15 protein-coding genes and 1 pseudogene are annotated in these 16,088 nt (G+C 70.8%); 14 read left to right on the plus strand and 2 right to left on the minus strand.

Going from position 1 to position 16,088, the window contains the following annotated elements; genetic code table 11:
* The first annotated feature begins 12 nt into the window (after nucleotides 1-12).
* From P3G67_RS18275 to P3G67_RS18305, 7 genes and pseudogenes are all read left to right on the plus strand, one after another.
* Entirely contained in the window at nucleotides 13-1,314 is a 1,302-nt protein-coding gene (locus P3G67_RS18275) for a DUF6716 putative glycosyltransferase (RefSeq protein WP_276094396.1), read from the plus strand.
* Nucleotides 1,315-1,361: 47 nt separating this feature from the next.
* A pseudogene (locus P3G67_RS18280) lies at nucleotides 1,362-2,138 on the plus strand (acylneuraminate cytidylyltransferase family protein); the annotation flags it as partial.
* A gap of 59 nt (nucleotides 2,139-2,197) precedes the next feature.
* Complete coding sequence (locus P3G67_RS18285) at nucleotides 2,198-3,136, plus strand: N-acetylneuraminate synthase family protein (protein WP_269853609.1); 939 nt, start codon at nucleotides 2,198-2,200, stop codon at nucleotides 3,134-3,136.
* Nucleotides 3,133-4,272, plus strand: coding sequence for a hypothetical protein (locus P3G67_RS18290; protein WP_391858285.1), 1,140 nt, complete (start codon nucleotides 3,133-3,135; stop codon nucleotides 4,270-4,272). Before P3G67_RS18285 ends, P3G67_RS18290 begins: the two co-directional genes overlap by 4 nt.
* The gene (locus P3G67_RS18295) at nucleotides 4,272-5,171 is read left to right on the plus strand and encodes an ABC transporter permease (protein WP_276094397.1); all 900 of its coding nucleotides are present in this window, start codon (nucleotides 4,272-4,274) and stop codon (nucleotides 5,169-5,171) included. The genes P3G67_RS18290 and P3G67_RS18295 overlap by 1 nt, the downstream gene beginning before the upstream one ends.
* Nucleotides 5,172-5,285: 114 nt before the next feature.
* The gene (locus P3G67_RS18300) at nucleotides 5,286-6,836 is read left to right on the plus strand and encodes a glycosyltransferase family 4 protein (protein WP_276094398.1); all 1,551 of its coding nucleotides are present in this window, start codon (nucleotides 5,286-5,288) and stop codon (nucleotides 6,834-6,836) included.
* Between the two features lie 218 nt (nucleotides 6,837-7,054).
* Complete coding sequence (locus tag P3G67_RS18305) at nucleotides 7,055-8,266, plus strand: M20 family metallopeptidase (RefSeq protein WP_276094399.1); 1,212 nt, start codon at nucleotides 7,055-7,057, stop codon at nucleotides 8,264-8,266.
* Nucleotides 8,267-8,272: 6 nt separating this feature from the next.
* Here the strand turns inward: P3G67_RS18305 and P3G67_RS18310 are convergent, their stop codons facing one another.
* Both P3G67_RS18310 and P3G67_RS18315 read right to left on the minus strand, forming a co-directional pair.
* Nucleotides 8,273-8,509 (minus strand): DUF7848 domain-containing protein, encoded by a 237-nt coding sequence (locus tag P3G67_RS18310; protein ID WP_276094400.1) that lies wholly within the window; start codon nucleotides 8,507-8,509, stop codon nucleotides 8,273-8,275.
* Complete coding sequence (locus P3G67_RS18315) at nucleotides 8,506-8,730, minus strand: hypothetical protein (protein WP_276094401.1); 225 nt, start codon at nucleotides 8,728-8,730, stop codon at nucleotides 8,506-8,508. Before P3G67_RS18315 ends, P3G67_RS18310 begins: the two co-directional genes overlap by 4 nt.
* Before the next feature lie 151 nt (nucleotides 8,731-8,881).
* Here P3G67_RS18315 and P3G67_RS18320 point away from each other — a divergent pair, with 151 nt between their 5' ends.
* The 7 genes from P3G67_RS18320 to P3G67_RS18350 all read left to right on the plus strand — a co-directional run bounded on the left by P3G67_RS18320 (nucleotide 8,882) and on the right by P3G67_RS18350 (nucleotide 16,062).
* The gene (locus P3G67_RS18320) at nucleotides 8,882-9,718 is read left to right on the plus strand and encodes a helix-turn-helix domain-containing protein (RefSeq protein ID WP_276094402.1); all 837 of its coding nucleotides are present in this window, start codon (nucleotides 8,882-8,884) and stop codon (nucleotides 9,716-9,718) included.
* Nucleotides 9,694-9,906 carry a DUF397 domain-containing protein gene (locus tag P3G67_RS18325; protein ID WP_276094403.1) on the plus strand — a complete coding sequence of 71 codons (213 nt, stop codon included), beginning with the start codon at nucleotides 9,694-9,696 and terminating at the stop codon, nucleotides 9,904-9,906. The genes P3G67_RS18320 and P3G67_RS18325 overlap by 25 nt, the downstream gene beginning before the upstream one ends.
* 505 nt (nucleotides 9,907-10,411) lie before the next feature.
* Nucleotides 10,412-11,470 carry a BMP family lipoprotein gene (locus P3G67_RS18330; protein WP_269853600.1) on the plus strand — a complete coding sequence of 353 codons (1,059 nt, stop codon included), beginning with the start codon at nucleotides 10,412-10,414 and terminating at the stop codon, nucleotides 11,468-11,470.
* Between the two features lie 218 nt (nucleotides 11,471-11,688).
* Nucleotides 11,689-13,257, plus strand: a complete 1,569-nt coding sequence (locus P3G67_RS18335; protein WP_276094445.1) for an ABC transporter ATP-binding protein — start codon at nucleotides 11,689-11,691, stop codon at nucleotides 13,255-13,257.
* Nucleotides 13,254-14,387 carry an ABC transporter permease gene (locus tag P3G67_RS18340; RefSeq protein WP_269853599.1) on the plus strand — a complete coding sequence of 378 codons (1,134 nt, stop codon included), beginning with the start codon at nucleotides 13,254-13,256 and terminating at the stop codon, nucleotides 14,385-14,387. The genes P3G67_RS18335 and P3G67_RS18340 overlap by 4 nt, the downstream gene beginning before the upstream one ends.
* Complete coding sequence (locus P3G67_RS18345) at nucleotides 14,384-15,667, plus strand: ABC transporter permease (RefSeq protein WP_269853598.1); 1,284 nt, start codon at nucleotides 14,384-14,386, stop codon at nucleotides 15,665-15,667. The genes P3G67_RS18340 and P3G67_RS18345 overlap by 4 nt, the downstream gene beginning before the upstream one ends.
* Nucleotides 15,664-16,062 carry a cytidine deaminase gene (locus P3G67_RS18350; RefSeq protein WP_269853597.1) on the plus strand — a complete coding sequence of 133 codons (399 nt, stop codon included), beginning with the start codon at nucleotides 15,664-15,666 and terminating at the stop codon, nucleotides 16,060-16,062. The genes P3G67_RS18345 and P3G67_RS18350 overlap by 4 nt, the downstream gene beginning before the upstream one ends.
* Nucleotides 16,063-16,088: the final 26 nt, after the last annotated feature.

The raw sequence follows: 16,088 nt of genomic DNA on the forward strand, positions 1-16,088 counted from the left end.
ACGGTCTCCGGCGTGCCAACCAGTGCCACCCCGGTAAAAAAGATCACGGTACTCGCCGATTCGGACACGCGTTGGAAGTGGGGCGCCCAGACCGCTCGTCGAATAGCCGAGGACGCGTGTCTTGACGCGCGGTTGCTGCGTGGGCGGGCCACTCCGACCACCCGGCAGTTGGCCGAGGTCGGCATGCCCGCGGACTCGATGCGCGAGGTGACCGCCGCGCAGTTCCTGGCCCAGACCGACCGGGACAGCGCGGACGTGGTGGTGCTCGCCTGCGTCGGCGGCACCGTGCAGGCCATGCTGCACGGGCTGGCCCGCGCCTGGCAGGGCCACGAGCGGCGGCCGGTGCTCGTCACCGGATACGTCGGGGTGGTCTACGAGAAGCTCGCCGACGGGCTGCTGCTGCGGCACGGTGCGGATGTCGTGCTGGCCAACAGCCGGGACGACGCGGAGCGGTTCCGCGCGGTCTACCGGGGTGTCGGGGCAGACGCGGACTGCGTGGTGGAGAGCGCGCTGCCGTTCCTGACCGGGCAGCCCTACCAGCCGTCCACCGAGCGCCCGTTGACCGTGGTCTTCGCCGCCCAGCCGTCGGTGCCGGACGGCCGCCGGGACCGCGAGTACCTGCTGGAGCGGGCGGTACGGCACGCGGAGGCGCACGCCGACCGCGAGGTGCTGGTGAAGCTGCGCAGCAAGCCGGGCGAGCACACCACGCACATCGAGGAGAACCCCTACCCCAAGCTGGCCGCGCGCCACCGACTGCCGCCCAACCTGCGGCTGGTGTACGGGCACATGGGCGAAGTCCTCGACCGCACCGACCTGTTGGTGACGGTCAGCTCCACCGCCGCCCTGGAGTCGATGCACCGCGGCATCCCCACCGCCGTCCTCACCGACCTCGGGGTCCGCGAGGCGCTGGGCAACCACCACTTCCTGGGCTCCGGCTGCCTGGCCTCCTGGGACCAGCTGGACGCGGGGCTGCTGCCGGAAGCCGACGCCGGATGGCTGCGGCGGCACGGCGTGCTCGGCGACGACCCGTTCCGGGCGGTGCGCGAGCGGGTCACCGCGCTGGCGGACGAGTCCGGCCTTCCGGCGCCGCGGCCGTACTACACCGCCCGGACGGCCCCCGGCTATCTGCCCGGCATCCTCGCCCGGCACCACCTCGACGTGACGGGCGCCCCCCTCCCGGGCGCCCCCGCCCCGGCCGCCCGGGGCCGACTGCGCGGCGCGGTGCGGGAGTTCAGCCGCAATGCCGCGCGCACCCTCTACCGCCAAGGCGTCCAACGCGTGGCGCCGGTCATCCGCCGCTGGGGGCAACTGTGAGCAACGTTCCATCGGATGCGGTGAGTTCGGCGCCGCCCGCCTCCGGCGTGGGGCTTCACGCCGTTGCGGCGGGAAGGCCTTCGCCCCTCGTCCTCGCCGTCATCCCGGCCCGCGGCGGCTCAAAGGGCGTGCCGGGCAAGAACCTTGCCGAGGTCGGCGGCGTGCCGCTCGTCGCGCGGGCGGTACGGGCCTGCGTGGCCGCGCGACACGTGAGCGCCGTCGTCGTCTCCACCGACGACGGCGGCATCGCCGAGGCGGCCCGCGCGGCCGGGGCCGAAGTGGTGGCCCGGCCGCCCGGCATAGCCGGCGACACCGCGACCAGCGAGGCGGCCGTACTGCACGCCCTCGACGCGTACGAGGCCATGCACGGCGACGTGGTCGACGTCGTCGTGATGGCGCAGTGCACCAGCCCGTTCCTCACCGCGGAGGACATCACCGGCGTGGCCGCCGCCGTACTGGAGGACGGCGCGGACAGCGCGCTGACCGTCGCCCCGTTCCACGGCTTCCTGTGGCGGGCGGCCGACGACGAAGCCGACGCGTACGGCGTCAACCACGACAGGGCCGTCCGACCGCGTCGCCAGGACCGCCCCCAGGACCTGCTGGAGACCGGCGCGGCGTACGCGATGCGGGTCCCCGGATTCCGCAAGTCCGGCCATCGCTTCTTCGGGCGCACCGCCCTGGTGCGGACCGATCCCGAACGGGTGCTGGAGGTGGACGAGCCGGGCGACCTCGCCCGAGCCCGTGCGCTGGCGCCGCTTCTCGGCACAGGGGGTCTTCCAGGGGCCGCGCCCCTGCGCCCCGCTTCCGAGGCCGCGCCCCTCGACCCCGCCTCCGGGGCTACGGCCCCGGCCCCCCGCAGCAATTGACGAAAGGACCGTCCTCCGTGACCACCACCCTCCCCCGTCTGCGTACGATCGGCGACCGTCTCGTCGGTACTGGCCGTCCCGTCTACATCACCGGCGAGATCGGCATCAACCACAACGGTGACCTGGAGAACGCCTACCGGCTGATCGACGCCGCCGTCTCGGCCGGGTGCGACGCGGTGAAGTTCCAGAAGCGCACCCCGGAGATCTGCACCCCGCGCGACCAGTGGGACGTAGAGCGCGACACCCCGTGGGGCCGGATGACGTACATCGACTACCGGCACCGCGTCGAGTTCGGCGAGGACGAGTACCGGGCCATCGACGCGTACTGCCGTGAGCAGGGCATCCAGTGGTTCGCCTCGCCGTGGGACGTGCCGAGCGTGGAGTTCCTGGAGAAGTTCGACCTGCCCGCGCACAAGGTCGCCTCCGCCTGCCTGACCGACGACGACCTGCTGCGCGCGCTGCGCGCCACCGGCCGCACCGTCGTGCTGTCCACCGGCATGTCCACCCCGAAGCAGATCCGGCACGCGGTGGAGGTACTCGGCAGCGACAACATCCTGCTGTGCCACGCCACTTCGACGTACCCGGCGAAGCACGAGGAACTCAACCTGCGCATGATCCACACCCTGCAGGCCGAGTACCCCAACGTGCCGATCGGCTACTCGGGACACGAGGTCGGCCTGCAGACCACGCTCGCCGCCGTCGCGCTCGGCGCGGTTTTCGTCGAGCGGCACATCACCCTCGACCGCGCGATGTGGGGCTCCGACCAGGCCGCGTCGGTGGAGACCTCGGGCCTGCAGCGGCTGGTGCGCGACATCCGGATCGTGGAGCGGTCGCTGGGCGACGGGGTGAAGCGGGTGTACGAGGGTGAGCTGGGCCCGATGAAGAAGCTGCGCCGGGTGCCGGGCGTGGTGGCGGAGGCCGAGGCGGCGGCCGGACGAGAGCCGGTCTCAGCGTGAGCGGTTCACCAGCCACCGACCCACCACAAGCCACCGGCGCCGTCCCGGCCCCGCGCGCACCCGGCGACCAGTACGAAGCCCTGCGCACCCTGGCGCTCATCGAGTCCCCGGTGCAGCTGCTCAACCTGCTGGAGTGGACGCACGCGCAGCGCGCGGCCGGAACACTCGACCTGGCCGACTGCACCGTCGTGGTGCTGCCGCCGCGCGACCCGATGAGCCGCGGCCAGCTGCGCCGGATGGCCGAGCTGGCCCGGGACGAGGGGCTGGCGCTGCGCTGGTGCGAGCCGCGCACCGCGACCGCCGGGCCGGTGCGCACGCTGGCGGGCCTGACCCCGCTGCTGCTGCGGGCCAGGCGCCTGGTGCTGGGCGACCCGTTCTCCCGCTTCGTGCAGGCCCTGCTGCCGCTGAGCCGGGCCCGCGACCTGGTGGTGATAGACGACGGCACGGCGACCATGGAGTTCGTGGCGCTGATCGCCGACGGGCAGCGCCTGGTGCGCTGGCACCGCGCCGGGCGCGGCGCGCGGGACGCCGCGTTCGCGGCGGTGGCCGCCAACGCCCGGCGGCGGCTGACCGCGGGTCCCGGCCGCCGGGTGGAGCTGTTCACCGCGATGCCGGTCGTACCGCCGCCCGGCACCCGGCTGACCGTCAACCGCCTGGCGTGGACCCGGGCCCGCTTCGGGCCGCCCAGCGTGCGGCGCGGCGCGGACCTGATCGGCACCTCGCTGGTGGAGACCGGCGTGGTGCATCCGGACGCCTACCTCGCCGCCGTGCGCGGCATAGCCGCCGCGCACGGCGCGACCCGCTACTTCGCGCACCGCAGGGAGCGCGAGGACAAACTGCGGCGGCTGTCCACCGAGGCCGGGCTGGAGATCGTGCGGCCCGACCTGCCGCTGGAACTCGTCGCCCGGCGCGGCCCGATCGGCGCCCGCCTGCTGAGCTTCCCGTCCACCGTGGTGCACACCCTGCCCCTCGCCCTGGACGGCACGGGCGTGGAGGTCGCCGTCTGCGAGGTGGACCCGTCGTGGCTGACCAGCGGCGCCTCGCCGCGCGCCCACGGCTTCCTGTCCGGCATCACCAGCGCCGCCCGCAGCCGCCACGGGCTCGGCGCGATCCGCAACCCGGTGGCGGTGAGCTGATGAGCGTGGCCCTCGACACCCCCGCGGCCCGGCTGTCCTCCGACGAGGCCGGGGAACTGGCCGCCCGGCACGGGCTGACCCCGGCCGTGCAGCGGCCCCCGCTGCCCGAGTACCTGCGGCAGCTGTGGGGCAGACGGCACTTCATCGTCGCCTACGCCCGGGCGCGGCTGACCGCGCTGTACGCCACGGCCCGGCTCGGCCAGATCTGGCACGTGCTGACGCCGCTGTTCAACGTCGCCGTCTACTGGCTGATCTTCGGCTATCTGCTCGACAAGAAGGCCGGGACCGGCGACAACTACATCGCGTTCCTGTCCGTCGGCATGTTCGTGTTCACCTACTCGCGGGAGTCCATCGCCACGGGCACCTGGTCGATCTCCAACCGGATCGAACTGGTCCGCGCCATGCACTTCCCGCGCGCCTGCCTGCCGATCGCCTCCACCCTGGTGCAGCTCCAGCAACTCGTGCTGTCCATGGGCATCGTGATCAGCATCTGCCTGGCCACCGGTGAGCCGTTCAGCGCCCGCTGGCTGCTGCTGGTTCCGGCGCTGGCGTTGCAGACGGTGTTCAACCTGGGCTGCGGGATGCTGATGGCCCGGATCGGCGCCCGCAACCACGACATCGGCGAGCTGGTGCCGTTCCTGCTGCGCACGTGGATGTACACCTGCGGCGTCTTCTACAGCATCGCCAAGGTGACCGGCCACGCCCCGCGGATCATCCGGCTGCTGCTGGAGTCCAACCCCGGCGCGATCTACATCGAGCTGGCCCGGCACGCGCTGCTGGACGGCTACGCCCAGCTCACCCCGCACGTGTGGATACTGGCCGCGGTGTGGGCGGCGGTGGCGCTGGTGACCGGGCTGGTGGTCTGCTGGCAGGCCGAGGACAAGTACGGCCGTGGCTGAACGCGCAATGCCCGGTGCGGCGTTCGGCCCTGATCGATACCTATCCGTGACCCGTTCAACCCGGCGCCACACGCCCGCCATCCGGTGATCACCGCCGCCGTGTTCGCTTCTTCCATGGGGAGCACACCGCGGAAGGCCGTGCGGATCGCGGTTCTCGCGGACAGCACGCTGGGGAACGACTCACGAGCGCAGCGGGTGGCCCGCGCCGCCGCCGAGGCGGGCTACGACGTCACGCTCATCGGACGCGCCGACGGCCGACCGGCGCCGGTGCTGCCGGGCGTCGCGGTGATCACCGTGGACGTGCCGCAGACGCTGTTCCGCCACCGGACGCACAGGCCGCGACCGGGCCTGCGCTGGCCGCTGGCGTACCGCTGCGCGGAGGCGCACCGCTACCGCACCGCACAACTGGCGGTCCGCGAGCAGCTGTTGCGCACCCGGGCCGCCGAACTGGACGTGGTCTACCGCCCGTTGGCCCGGCAGGCCGCGGCCCGCGCCGCGTACACCCTGGCCCGGGCGCGGTACGCGGTGCGCCGGACCTGGACCAGGGCGCGAGCCGCCCAGTACCAGGCCGCGGTGCGCCGCCGCGGTGTGCCGGACGGCTTCCTGGACAACCTCGCAACCGCGCTGTCCCGGCTGCTGCCGGTGCGGCGGGCCTGGCGGCGGCTCGATCCGCTGCTGCTCGACCTGGAGGCGGCGTACGGCCCGGTGCTGGACGAACGGCGCCCGCAGCTGATCCACGCCCGCGGACGGCGGGTGCTCGGGGTGGCGCTGCGCGCCGCGGTACGGGCGGAGGCCGCCGGGCGGACGGTGAAGGTGCTGTGGGACGCCGACGAGTGCGCGGTGCTCGCCCCGGCCTCCTCGCGCCGGGCGGCGGTGGCCCGGGACGCGGACGAGCGGGCGCACGCCGCCGAGGCCGACGCGGTGATCACGGTGTGCGAGGCGTACGCGGAGCAGTTGCGCACCCGGCACAAGCTGCCGGCGCCGCCCGCCGTGGTGCTCAACGCGCCCAAGTACCAGGACCGTTCGGCGCCGCGCGACGGTGGCGGGGTGCGGGCGGCCTGCCGGCTGGCGCCCGAGGTGCCGCTGCTGGTGCACAGCGGGGCGGTGGCCCCGGAGCGCGGGCTGCTCACGGTGGTGGAGGCGCTGCCCAAGCTGTACGACCTGCACGCGGCGTTCGTGGTGCCGGAGCCGGGCGCACCGTACGTCCGTACGCTCATCGAGCGAGCCGCCGAGCTGGGGGTGGCCCCCCGGCTGCACATCCTGCCGTTCGTGCCGCCCGAGGAGATCGCCGGGTTCCTGGCCTCCGCCGACATCGGAGTGGTCCCGGTGCACCATCTGCCGCACCACGAAGTGGCGCTGGCCGCCCGCTACTTGGAGTACGCGCACGCCCGGCTACCGGTGGTGGTCAGTGACGTACGGGTGATGGCCGCGGCCACGCTGTCGCTGGGCAACGGGGAGGTGTTCCGGGCCGCCGACACCGCCGACTTCGTGCGCGCGGTGGGCGCGGTGCTGACCAACCGGCCGCGCTACCGCAGGGCCTATGAGCGCTCGCCCATGCTGGGCCAGTGGTCCTGGCAGCGCCAGTCGGCGCCGCTGCTTGAGGTGTACGCGCGGCTGGTGGGAGCGCCAACGATCGCCGGACCTGCGCTGCTCGCCCGAACCTGACAGGTATCGGCGCCTTCACGTACGAACCTGACCGAGTCTCCGCCGTCCGGGGCCGTTGCCGCGCAATCGGCCGCGCCTTGGTCCACCATGGAGTGGAAGGGAAGACGAAGGCTTAACAAGTGGAGATACCCGCGACGGCGCCGAATATGCACCACAGGGGTGATGATCTCGTCACTTGAAGGCTGGAATTTTTCACTGACGACACACCAGGAGTGGTCATGAGTCCTACGCTGTCGGGGGTGGACCACTCACTACCCGCGCCCGCGTCCGGCGCCCTGCCCGAGGAACTGTTCGCCGAACTCGTCGCATTCCGCCGTGACTTGCACATGCACCCGGAGCTGTCCCGCGAGGAGTTCCGCACCACCGAGGCGATCAGGAGACGCCTCGCGCAGGCGGGCCTTGAGCCCCGGGTGCTGCCCTCCGGAACCGGCGTGATCTGCGACGTCGGCGGCGACGAGCTCGGCCGTGGCCGTCTCGCGCTGCGCGCCGACATCGACGCGCTGCCGATCCCGGACGTCAAGAAGGTTCCGTACCGCTCGACGGTGAAGGGCAGGGCGCACGCCTGCGGTCACGACGTCCACACCACAGTCGCCCTCGGCGCGGGCCTGGTCCTCGCCGAGCTGGACCAGGCCGGGAAGCTGCCCCGGCCGGTGCGGCTGGTCTTCCAGCCCGCCGAGGAGAGCATGCCGGGCGGCGCCCTTGACATGCTCAAGGCCGACGTCCTGGACGGGGTGGAGCGGATCCTCGCCGTGCACTGCGACCCCAAGGTCGAGGTCGGCCGGATCGGGCTGCGCACCGGAGCGATCACTTCCGCCTGCGACCGCCTTGAGCTGCGGCTCGACGGCGCGGGTGGCCACACCGCGCGCCCCCATCTGACCACCGACCTGGTGACGGCGCTGGCCAAGATCGCCACCGAGCTGCCCGCCGCCCTGGCCCGCCGGATCGACCCGCGCGCGGGTGTCTCGGTGGTCTGGGGCCGGATCGAGGCGGGCCACGCGTGCAACGTGATCCCGCAGCACGCGGAGCTGGAGGGCACCGTCCGCTGCCTCAACCTCGACGCGTGGCACGAGGCGCCGGACCTGATCCACGAGGTGATCGACCAGATCGCCGCGATCTACCGGGCCAAGTGGGAGCTGACCTACCACCGGGGCGTCCCCCCGGTGGTCAACGAGGCGACCTCCGCGGACCTGCTCCGCGAGGCGATGACCTTCCGCCACGGCGCCCACGCGGTCGAGGACACCGAGCAGAGCCTGGGTGGCGAGGACTTCTCCTGGTACCTGGAACACGTCCCCGGCGCCCTGGCCCGGCTGGGCGTCCGCCCGGTGGGCGACCCCACCATCCGTGACCTCCACCGAGGCGACTTCGACGCGGACGAGGAAGCGATCAGGGTCGGTGTCGAGCTGTTCACCGCGGCGGCACTGCTGGAGTGAGGGCGCTCAGCGCAGCAGCGTCGCCCGCCAGAAACGGTGGATGATCTCCCGGAAGCCGGTGTGCGAGGGGTTGCGGCCCACGTGCTGGAAGGCCCAGTCGCGGACGTCCTCGAACTCCTCGCTCGCCTGCGACGCCTCGTCGCACCGCATGCACTCCATCTCGAACACGATCCGGGGCGCCTCCGGCGCGGTCTCCGGACCGATCATCCAGTCCGCGCGGCGGATCACCGTGTGCGCGCTCAACGAGCCCACCTCCGCGCGGCGTTGACCTCCGCCACCTTGGCCCGCAGGGTGTCGCTGGAGCCGGCCGGGGAGACGTCCCTCGGGTGGGCGACCCACGGTTCGCCGTCGCCCGCCGGGCGCAGGTGCACCATCCCCGCCCGGACGTACAGCACCACCCCCACCCGGTCCTGTGCCCTGTCCAGCACCACTGCCCCCGTCTCGGGGATCTCCGCCGCCTGCATGTGCCGCCCTTCCACTGCCGCCTTTGCGCTCCGCTTACCGTGCGCAAGCGGTTCTTTACTGGTTGTTCCCCACGGTGGCGCCTGCGGCGCTAGGCTGAACAGGGGGTCTGGGGTTACTGCGGTGTGAGTAAGGCTGGGGGTAACGCCACGGATGGCCAAGCGACTTGAGCAGGGTTCGCTGCGCGAGCTTCTGGGCAAGGAGGTACGGCGCCGCCGCACGGAGGCGGGGCTCACCCAGCAGCAGTTGGGCAACATCATCCACGTCGTGGACAGCAGGATCGCGCAAATTGAGACGGCGACCGGCGCAAAGGTGACCTACGACCTTTGCGCCGCGCTTGACGCTGCGCTGGGGACGGGCGGCTTGCTGTCGGAGTTGTACGAGCACCTTCGTAAGGAGACGCTTCCTGACTGGGTTCGGAGGTTCCTGGACCTCCAGGCGCGGGCGCGCGTCATCCACGAGTTCTCGCAGATCATCCCAGGGCTTGTCCAAACGGAGGCGTACGTAAGGGCGTTGTTCGAGTCCGGTCGGGTTTACGCCAACGGAGATCTGGAGGAGAAGCTCGCCTTCCGGCTGGGCCGCCAAGAGATCCTGAAGGCGCCTAATCCGCCGTGGTTGTGGATCGTGCTCGACGAGTCCGCGCTGTACCGGGAGGTCGGGGGACCGGAAGTGATGAACGAGCAGTTGGCGCGCCTGCTGGAGCTGGGCGAGCATCCGCGCGTCGACGTACAAGTGTTGCCGTTCAATAGTCGTGAACTCGCCGCTATCGGCTCCAACTTGAGCTTGGTGACGCTACCCAATGGCGAGAAGGTGGCCTACACCGAGGGGATTCTTGCCGGGCTCATCTTCGAAGACCTGGAAGACGTCACCAGGTTCACCGTCATCTACGATCGGCTCAGGGCCAACGCCCTGCCGCCTGCCGAGTCCGCGGCCTTGATCCGCAAGGTGATGGAGGAGCGCTACTCATGTCCGCCGTCCGACCTGATCTGACCGCCGCGATGTGGCGCAAGAGCAGTTACAGCAGTGCGCATGCCGACAACTGCGTCGAGGTTGCCGACGGCGTCCCCGGTCACATACCCGTCCGTGACAGCAAGGACCCGCAGGGTCCGATGCTCCTCTTTACCGCCGAGGCGTGGAACGCCTTCGTGCGGACCGTAAAGTCGGGACGCTGGGCCTGAGGGTGCCGCTACGGCGGGGTTTCTTGGGGGTAAGTCGAAGAGGCTCTCGACAATCTCCGTGAGGCCTTGGAACTGTACTTCGAGGATGAGCCCGCGCCCGAGGCATACGAGACCGACGTGATCACCGCGCCGATCGAGGTCCGTGTCGCGTGACCTCTCCCATCCCTCGTGGTTCGTCGGGAGCGCAGGTCGCCTAGGAGCATTCCCGTCGACGGGTCGCGCAGGCGCCCGGCGCGCCTACCCTCTCCGGCCGTGCCGGACCCGTACCCCCCACCGTGCTTCCCGGCCGCCGTAGGCGTGCCGCACTCGTACCGCCCTGGCGCAGCCGGACCCCAGTAGGGAAGGGCTCACACCTCCGCCACCCGGGCGTCCCTGGCCGGAAACCGACCGTTGGGCTCGATCTGGTAACAGGTTCCCAACCCCCCTTTACCTGGCATCTACGCGCGTTAAGCTCCCGTTCGACCAGCGCCGGACGGGGCGCTATCTGGATGAAGGGGTACCCCTCGTGCGCCGGGTAACCACAACACTTGCCGCCGCAGGCATAGCCGCGGCCCTTGCTGTCAGCGCCACCGCGTGTGGGGCCAGTTCGACCCAGTCCTCCTCCGGTTCGAGCGCCTCGGGCTCGACCGGCGGCGGTATGAAGGTCGGCATCGCCTACGACGTGGGCGGTCGCGGTGACCACTCGTTCAACGACTCCGCCGCGCGTGGTCTGGATCAGGCCACCAAGCAGTTCGGCGGCACGCCGAAGGAGCTGACCGCCAAGACCACGGACACCGAGTCCGACCGTGAGCAGCGGCTCTCTGACCTCGCGACCGCCGGTTACAACCCGGTTGTCGCGGTCGGCTTCGCCTACGCCGACTCGGTCAAGGCGGTCGCCTCCAAGTTCCCGAAGACCACCTTCGGCATCGTCGACTCGCAGGTCGCCGGGGCCAACGTCGACAGCATGACCTTCGCCTCGCCGGAGAGCTCCTACCTGGCGGGCGTCGCGGCGGCGCTGAAGTCCAAGAGCGGCCAGGTCGGCTTCATCGGCGGTGTGGACAACGAGCTCATCAAGGGCTTCCAGGCCGGCTTCCAGCAGGGCGTCACGGACACCAAGCCGAACGACAAGGTCACGGTGCAGTACCTGACCACCGGCTCCGACCTGTCCGGCTTCAGCAGCCCGGACCTGGGCAAGAGCGCGGCCAGCGGCATGCTGTCCAAGGGCATCGACGTGATCTACACGGCGGCCGGAAGCTCCGGCTCCGGTGCGATCGAGGCCGTGCACGGTCAGAAGGGCGCCTGGTCGATCGGTGTCGACTCCGACCAGTACCAGGACCCGGGCCTGGCCCAGTACAAGGACTCGATCCTGACCTCCGCGGTCAAGAACGTGGACGTCGCGGTGCTCGACCTGATCAAGAGCGTGCACGACGGCAAGCCGCTGACCGGCAACAACACCTACGGTCTGAACAACGGTGGCGTCAGCCTGGCCACCAGCGGCGGGTTCATCAACGACATCCAGTCGCAGCTCGACGCGGTGAAGAAGAAGATCGTGGACGGCCAGATCAAGGTCAAGTCCACTCCCTGACCGGGAGATCGCTGAACGGCACGGCGCACGGGGCCCGGTGGCGGAGGCAGTACTTCTCCGCCGGGCCCCGTTCCGCACGTGACCGCGACACCCCCCCCGTGAGCGGCCGCCCGCGCGGCCGCGGAAAACGTCGCTGAACCTACGCGCGTAGAAAGCAAGTTGCGCGGTACGTTCACCCCTCCCACCGCCCCACTCCTTCGCCCCGAGGAGAGTGCGCCATCAACGCGTCAGCCCCTCCCCCCGCAGTCCAGCTCAAGGGAATCACCAAGCGGTTCCCCGGAGTTGTCGCCAACCACGACATAGACATCACCGTCGCCCGCGGCACCGTGCACGCCCTGGTGGGCGAGAACGGCGCCGGCAAGTCGACCCTGATGAAGATCCTCTACGGCATGCAGAAGCCGGACGAGGGCACCATCGCCATCGACGGCGAGCAGGTGACGTTCCACCACCCCGGCGATGCCATCGCCCGGGGCGTCGGCATGGTGCACCAGCACTTCATGCTTGCCGACAACCTCACCGTGCTGGAAAACGTCGTGCTCGGCAGCGAGAAACTGCACGGCATCGGCGCCAAGGCACGCGCCAAGATCCTTGAGATATCCGACAGTTACGGCCTGGGCGTCCGCCCCGACGTGCTGGTCGAGGACCTCGGCGTGGCCGACCGCCAGCGGGTGGAGATCCTCAAGGTCCTCTACCGCGGCGCCCGTACGCTGATCCTGGACGAGCCCACCGCGGTCCTCGTCCCGCAGGAGGTCGACGCGCTCTTCGACAACCTGCGCGGACTGAAGGCCGAGGGCCTGACCGTCATCTTCATCTCGCACAAGCTGGGCGAGGTGCTGTCGGTGGCCGACGAGATCACCGTCATCCGCCGTGGCACCACGGTCGGTTCCGCCGACCCGAAGACCACCACCCCCAAGCAGCTCGCCGAGCTGATGGTCGGCAGCGAACTGCCGTCCCCGGAGACCCGTGAGTCCACGGTCACCGACATCCCGATGCTGACCGTCGAAGGACTGCGGCTCACCGCGCCGGACGCGGACGGCATCGAGCGCACGGTGCTGGACGACATCGCCTTCACCATCCACAAGGGCGAGGTCCTCGGTCTCGCGGGCGTCGAGGGCAACGGCCAAGCCGAACTGGTCGAGGCCGTCATGGGCATGCGCCACCCCGACGCCGGTGTCATCACCCTCGACGGCACCGACATCTCCCAGGCCCCCACCCGGCAGCGCAGGGAGAACGGCATCGGCTACGTCCCCGAGGACCGCCACCGGCACGGGCTGCTGCTGGAGGCCCCGCTGTGGGAGAACCGCATCCTCGGCCACGTCACCGAGAAGCCCAACAGCAAGGGCGCGCTGCTCGACCCCAACGCGGCCCGCAAGGACACCGAGCGGATCGTCGCCGAGTACGACGTGCGCACCCCCGGCATCGACGTCACCGCGGCCTCGCTGTCCGGTGGCAACCAGCAGAAGCTCATCGTCGGCCGGGAGATGAGCCACCACCCCAAGTTGCTGATCGCGGCCCACCCCACCCGCGGTGTGGACGTCGGCGCGCAGGCGCAGATCTGGGACCAGATCCGCGAGGCACGCCGTGAGGGCCTCGCCGTGCTGCTGATCTCCGCCGACCTGGACGAGCTGATCGGCCTGTCCGACACCCTGCGGGTGATGTACCGCGGCCGGCTGGTCGCGGACGCGGACCCCGCCAAGATCACCCCCGAGGAGCTGGGCTCCGCCATGACCGGCGCGGCCTCCGGCCACCTTGAGCACTCCACCGCCGCTGGGGGAGAGGACCGATGAAGAAGTTCGCGAAGATAGACAAGGAGCGGCTGCTGCTCGGCCTGGCCGCTCCGGTGCTCGCCCTGCTGGCGGCGTTCATCGTCACCAGCCTGGTACTGCTCGCCACCGGCAAGCAGCCGTTCGACGCCTTCCAGATCATGGGCAGTTACGGCGTCAAGAGCGACAGCCAGGTCTACATCCTGAACAAGGCGACCACCTACTACCTGGCGGGTCTCGCGGTGGCCATCGGCTTCCGGATGAACCTGTTCAACATCGGTGTGGACGGCCAGTACCGGCTCGCGGCCTTCGTCGCCGCGGTGGTCGGCGGCGCGGTGAGCCTGCCCAGCTTCCTGGAACTCCCGCTGATCATCATCGTCGCGATGCTGGTCGGCGCGGCGTGGGCGGGCCTGGCCGGTCTGCTCAAGGTGGGCCGGGGCGTCAGCGAGGTCATCGCCACGATCATGCTGAACTCGATCGCCACCGCGATCATCGGCTACCTGCTGCAGCCCGGTCGGCTGGCGCACCTGGACGCCAACACCAACAGCGTGCACACCACGGTGCTGCCGAAGTCCGGCTGGTTCTTCACCTTCACCGCCAACCCGGCGGCCGGTCCCATCGAGGGCTTCATCGTCATCGCGGCGCTGGCGGGTGTCGGCTACTGGTTCGTGCTCAACCGCACCCGGTTCGGCTTCGACCTGCGCACCGTCGGCCAGTCCGAGTCGGCCGCGCAGGCCAGCGGTGTGAACGTCAAGCGCATGGTGGTCACCAGCATGCTGATCTCCGGCGCGGTCGCCGGTCTTGTCGGCATGCCCACCCTGCTCAACGAGTCGCACCAGTACGCCACCGACTTCCCCACCGGAATCGGTTTCACCGGTATCGCCATCGCGCTGCTCGGCCGCAACCACCCGGCCGGCATCGCGGTCGGCGCACTGCTGTGGGCGTTCCTCGACCGGACCTCCAACTGGCTTGAGTTCAACGGCTACGACAAGGAGATCGTCGGCGTCATGCAGGGCGTCATCGTGCTCTCCGTCGTCGTCGCCTACGAACTCGTCCGCCGCTACGGCCTCGGCCGCCAGCAGCGCCGGGTGGGCGAGGAACTCGCCGCCGCCGCGGCGCGCAAGACCACCGTGAAGGAAGAGGTGACGGCATGAGCGCCACCACGACCGCCGTCCAGGCCACCGCGCCCAAGGCCCCGCAGGCCAAGGGCACCGGGCGCCTCTCCTACCCCGTCATGCTGGTGCTGTTCGCGGGCGTGCTGCTCGCGGTCTGCGCGGTACGGGCGATCACCGGCGCGCAGGACGTGACGTCCTCCGGCCAGATCAGCGGCATGTTGCAGATGGCGGTGCCGATCGGCCTCGCCGGTCTCGCCGGTCTGTGGTCGGAGCGGGCCGGTGTGGTCAACATCGGTCTTGAGGGCATGATGATCCTCGGCACCTTCTTCGGTGCCTGGGTCGGCTGGCAGACCAACCCGTGGTTCGGCCTGCTCGCCGGAATCCTCGGCGGCATGCTCGGCGGACTGCTGCACGCGGTCGCCACCGTCACCTTCGGCGTGGACCACATCGTCTCCGGTGTGGCGATCACCCTGCTCGCCCAGGGCATCACCCAGTACCTCGCCAAGCGCTGGTTCAACACCGGCCACGCGGCGACGCTCGGCGGCAACCCCAAGCAGTCGCCACCGATCAAGTCGGTGCCGACGATCACCGTGCCGGGCCTGTCCGACTGGCTGCTGAGCATCGAGCACCACCACTGGTTCCTGGTCTCCGACCTCGCGGGCATCCTCGGCGGCCTGGTCACCGGGCTGTCCTACTTCACCGTGCTCGCCGCGCTGCTGTTCGCCGCCACGTTCTACGTGCTGTGGCGCACCGCGTTCGGCCTGCGGCTGCGCTCGTGCGGTGAGGCGCCGATCGCCGCCGAGTCGCTCGGTGTGAACGTGTACTTCTACAAGTACGCGGCGGTCGTGCTCTCCGGTGGACTCGCCGGTTTCGGCGGCGCGTTCCTCGCGATGGTGCCGTCGCACATCTACAACGAGGGCCAGACCGGCGGGCGCGGTTACATCGGTCTCGCCGCGATGATCTTCGGTAACTGGCGGCCCGGTGGGCTGGCCATGGGCGCGGGACTGTTCGGCTACACCGACAGCCTGGCGCTGCGCAGCGGTGGCCCGGCGGCGCACGCGCTGCTGTTGCTGCTGGTGATCCTGCTCGCCCTTCTGGCGGGTTGGAAGGTCTACCGCAAGAGTTACCGGCAGGGCGTGCTGAGCGCGGTCTTCGCGGCGCTGCTGCTGTTGTGGTTCGTGATGACGGACACCATCCCGAACGAATTCGTCTCCGCCACCCCGTACGTGGCCACGCTGCTGGTGCTCGCGCTGTCCGCGCAACGGCTGCGGATGCCGAAGGCGGACGGCAAGCCGTACCGGAAGGGCCAGGGCAAGTGAGCGACCAGCCGATCGACTGGGAGGCGCTGCGCGCGGCGGCCCGGGACGTGATGTCCCGGGCCTACGCCCCGTACTCCGGCTTCCCGGTCGGCGCCGCCGCCCTCGTCGACGACGGCCGGACCGTCGTCGGCTGCAACGTGGAGAACGCGGCCTACGGGGTCGCGCTGTGCGCCGAGTGCGGCCTGGTCTCCGCGCTGCACGCCTCCGGTGGCGGTCGGCTGACGGCGTTCACCTGCTGCGACGGGCAGGGCCGGGTGCTGATGCCGTGCGGGCGCTGCCGCCAACTGCTGTGGGAGAACGGCGGCCCGGAGTTGCTGGTCGACACCGCGCGCGGCATCCGCCCGATGCGCGAGTTGCTTCCGGACGCCTTCGGAGCCGAGGATCTGGACCGCTAGGGCAAACTGACGTAAGGAACGCGAAC

Origin of the sequence: Streptomyces silvisoli (assembly GCF_029269905.1) — a bacterium.
Taxonomy (GTDB): domain Bacteria; phylum Actinomycetota; class Actinomycetes; order Streptomycetales; family Streptomycetaceae; genus Streptantibioticus_A; species Streptantibioticus_A silvisoli_A.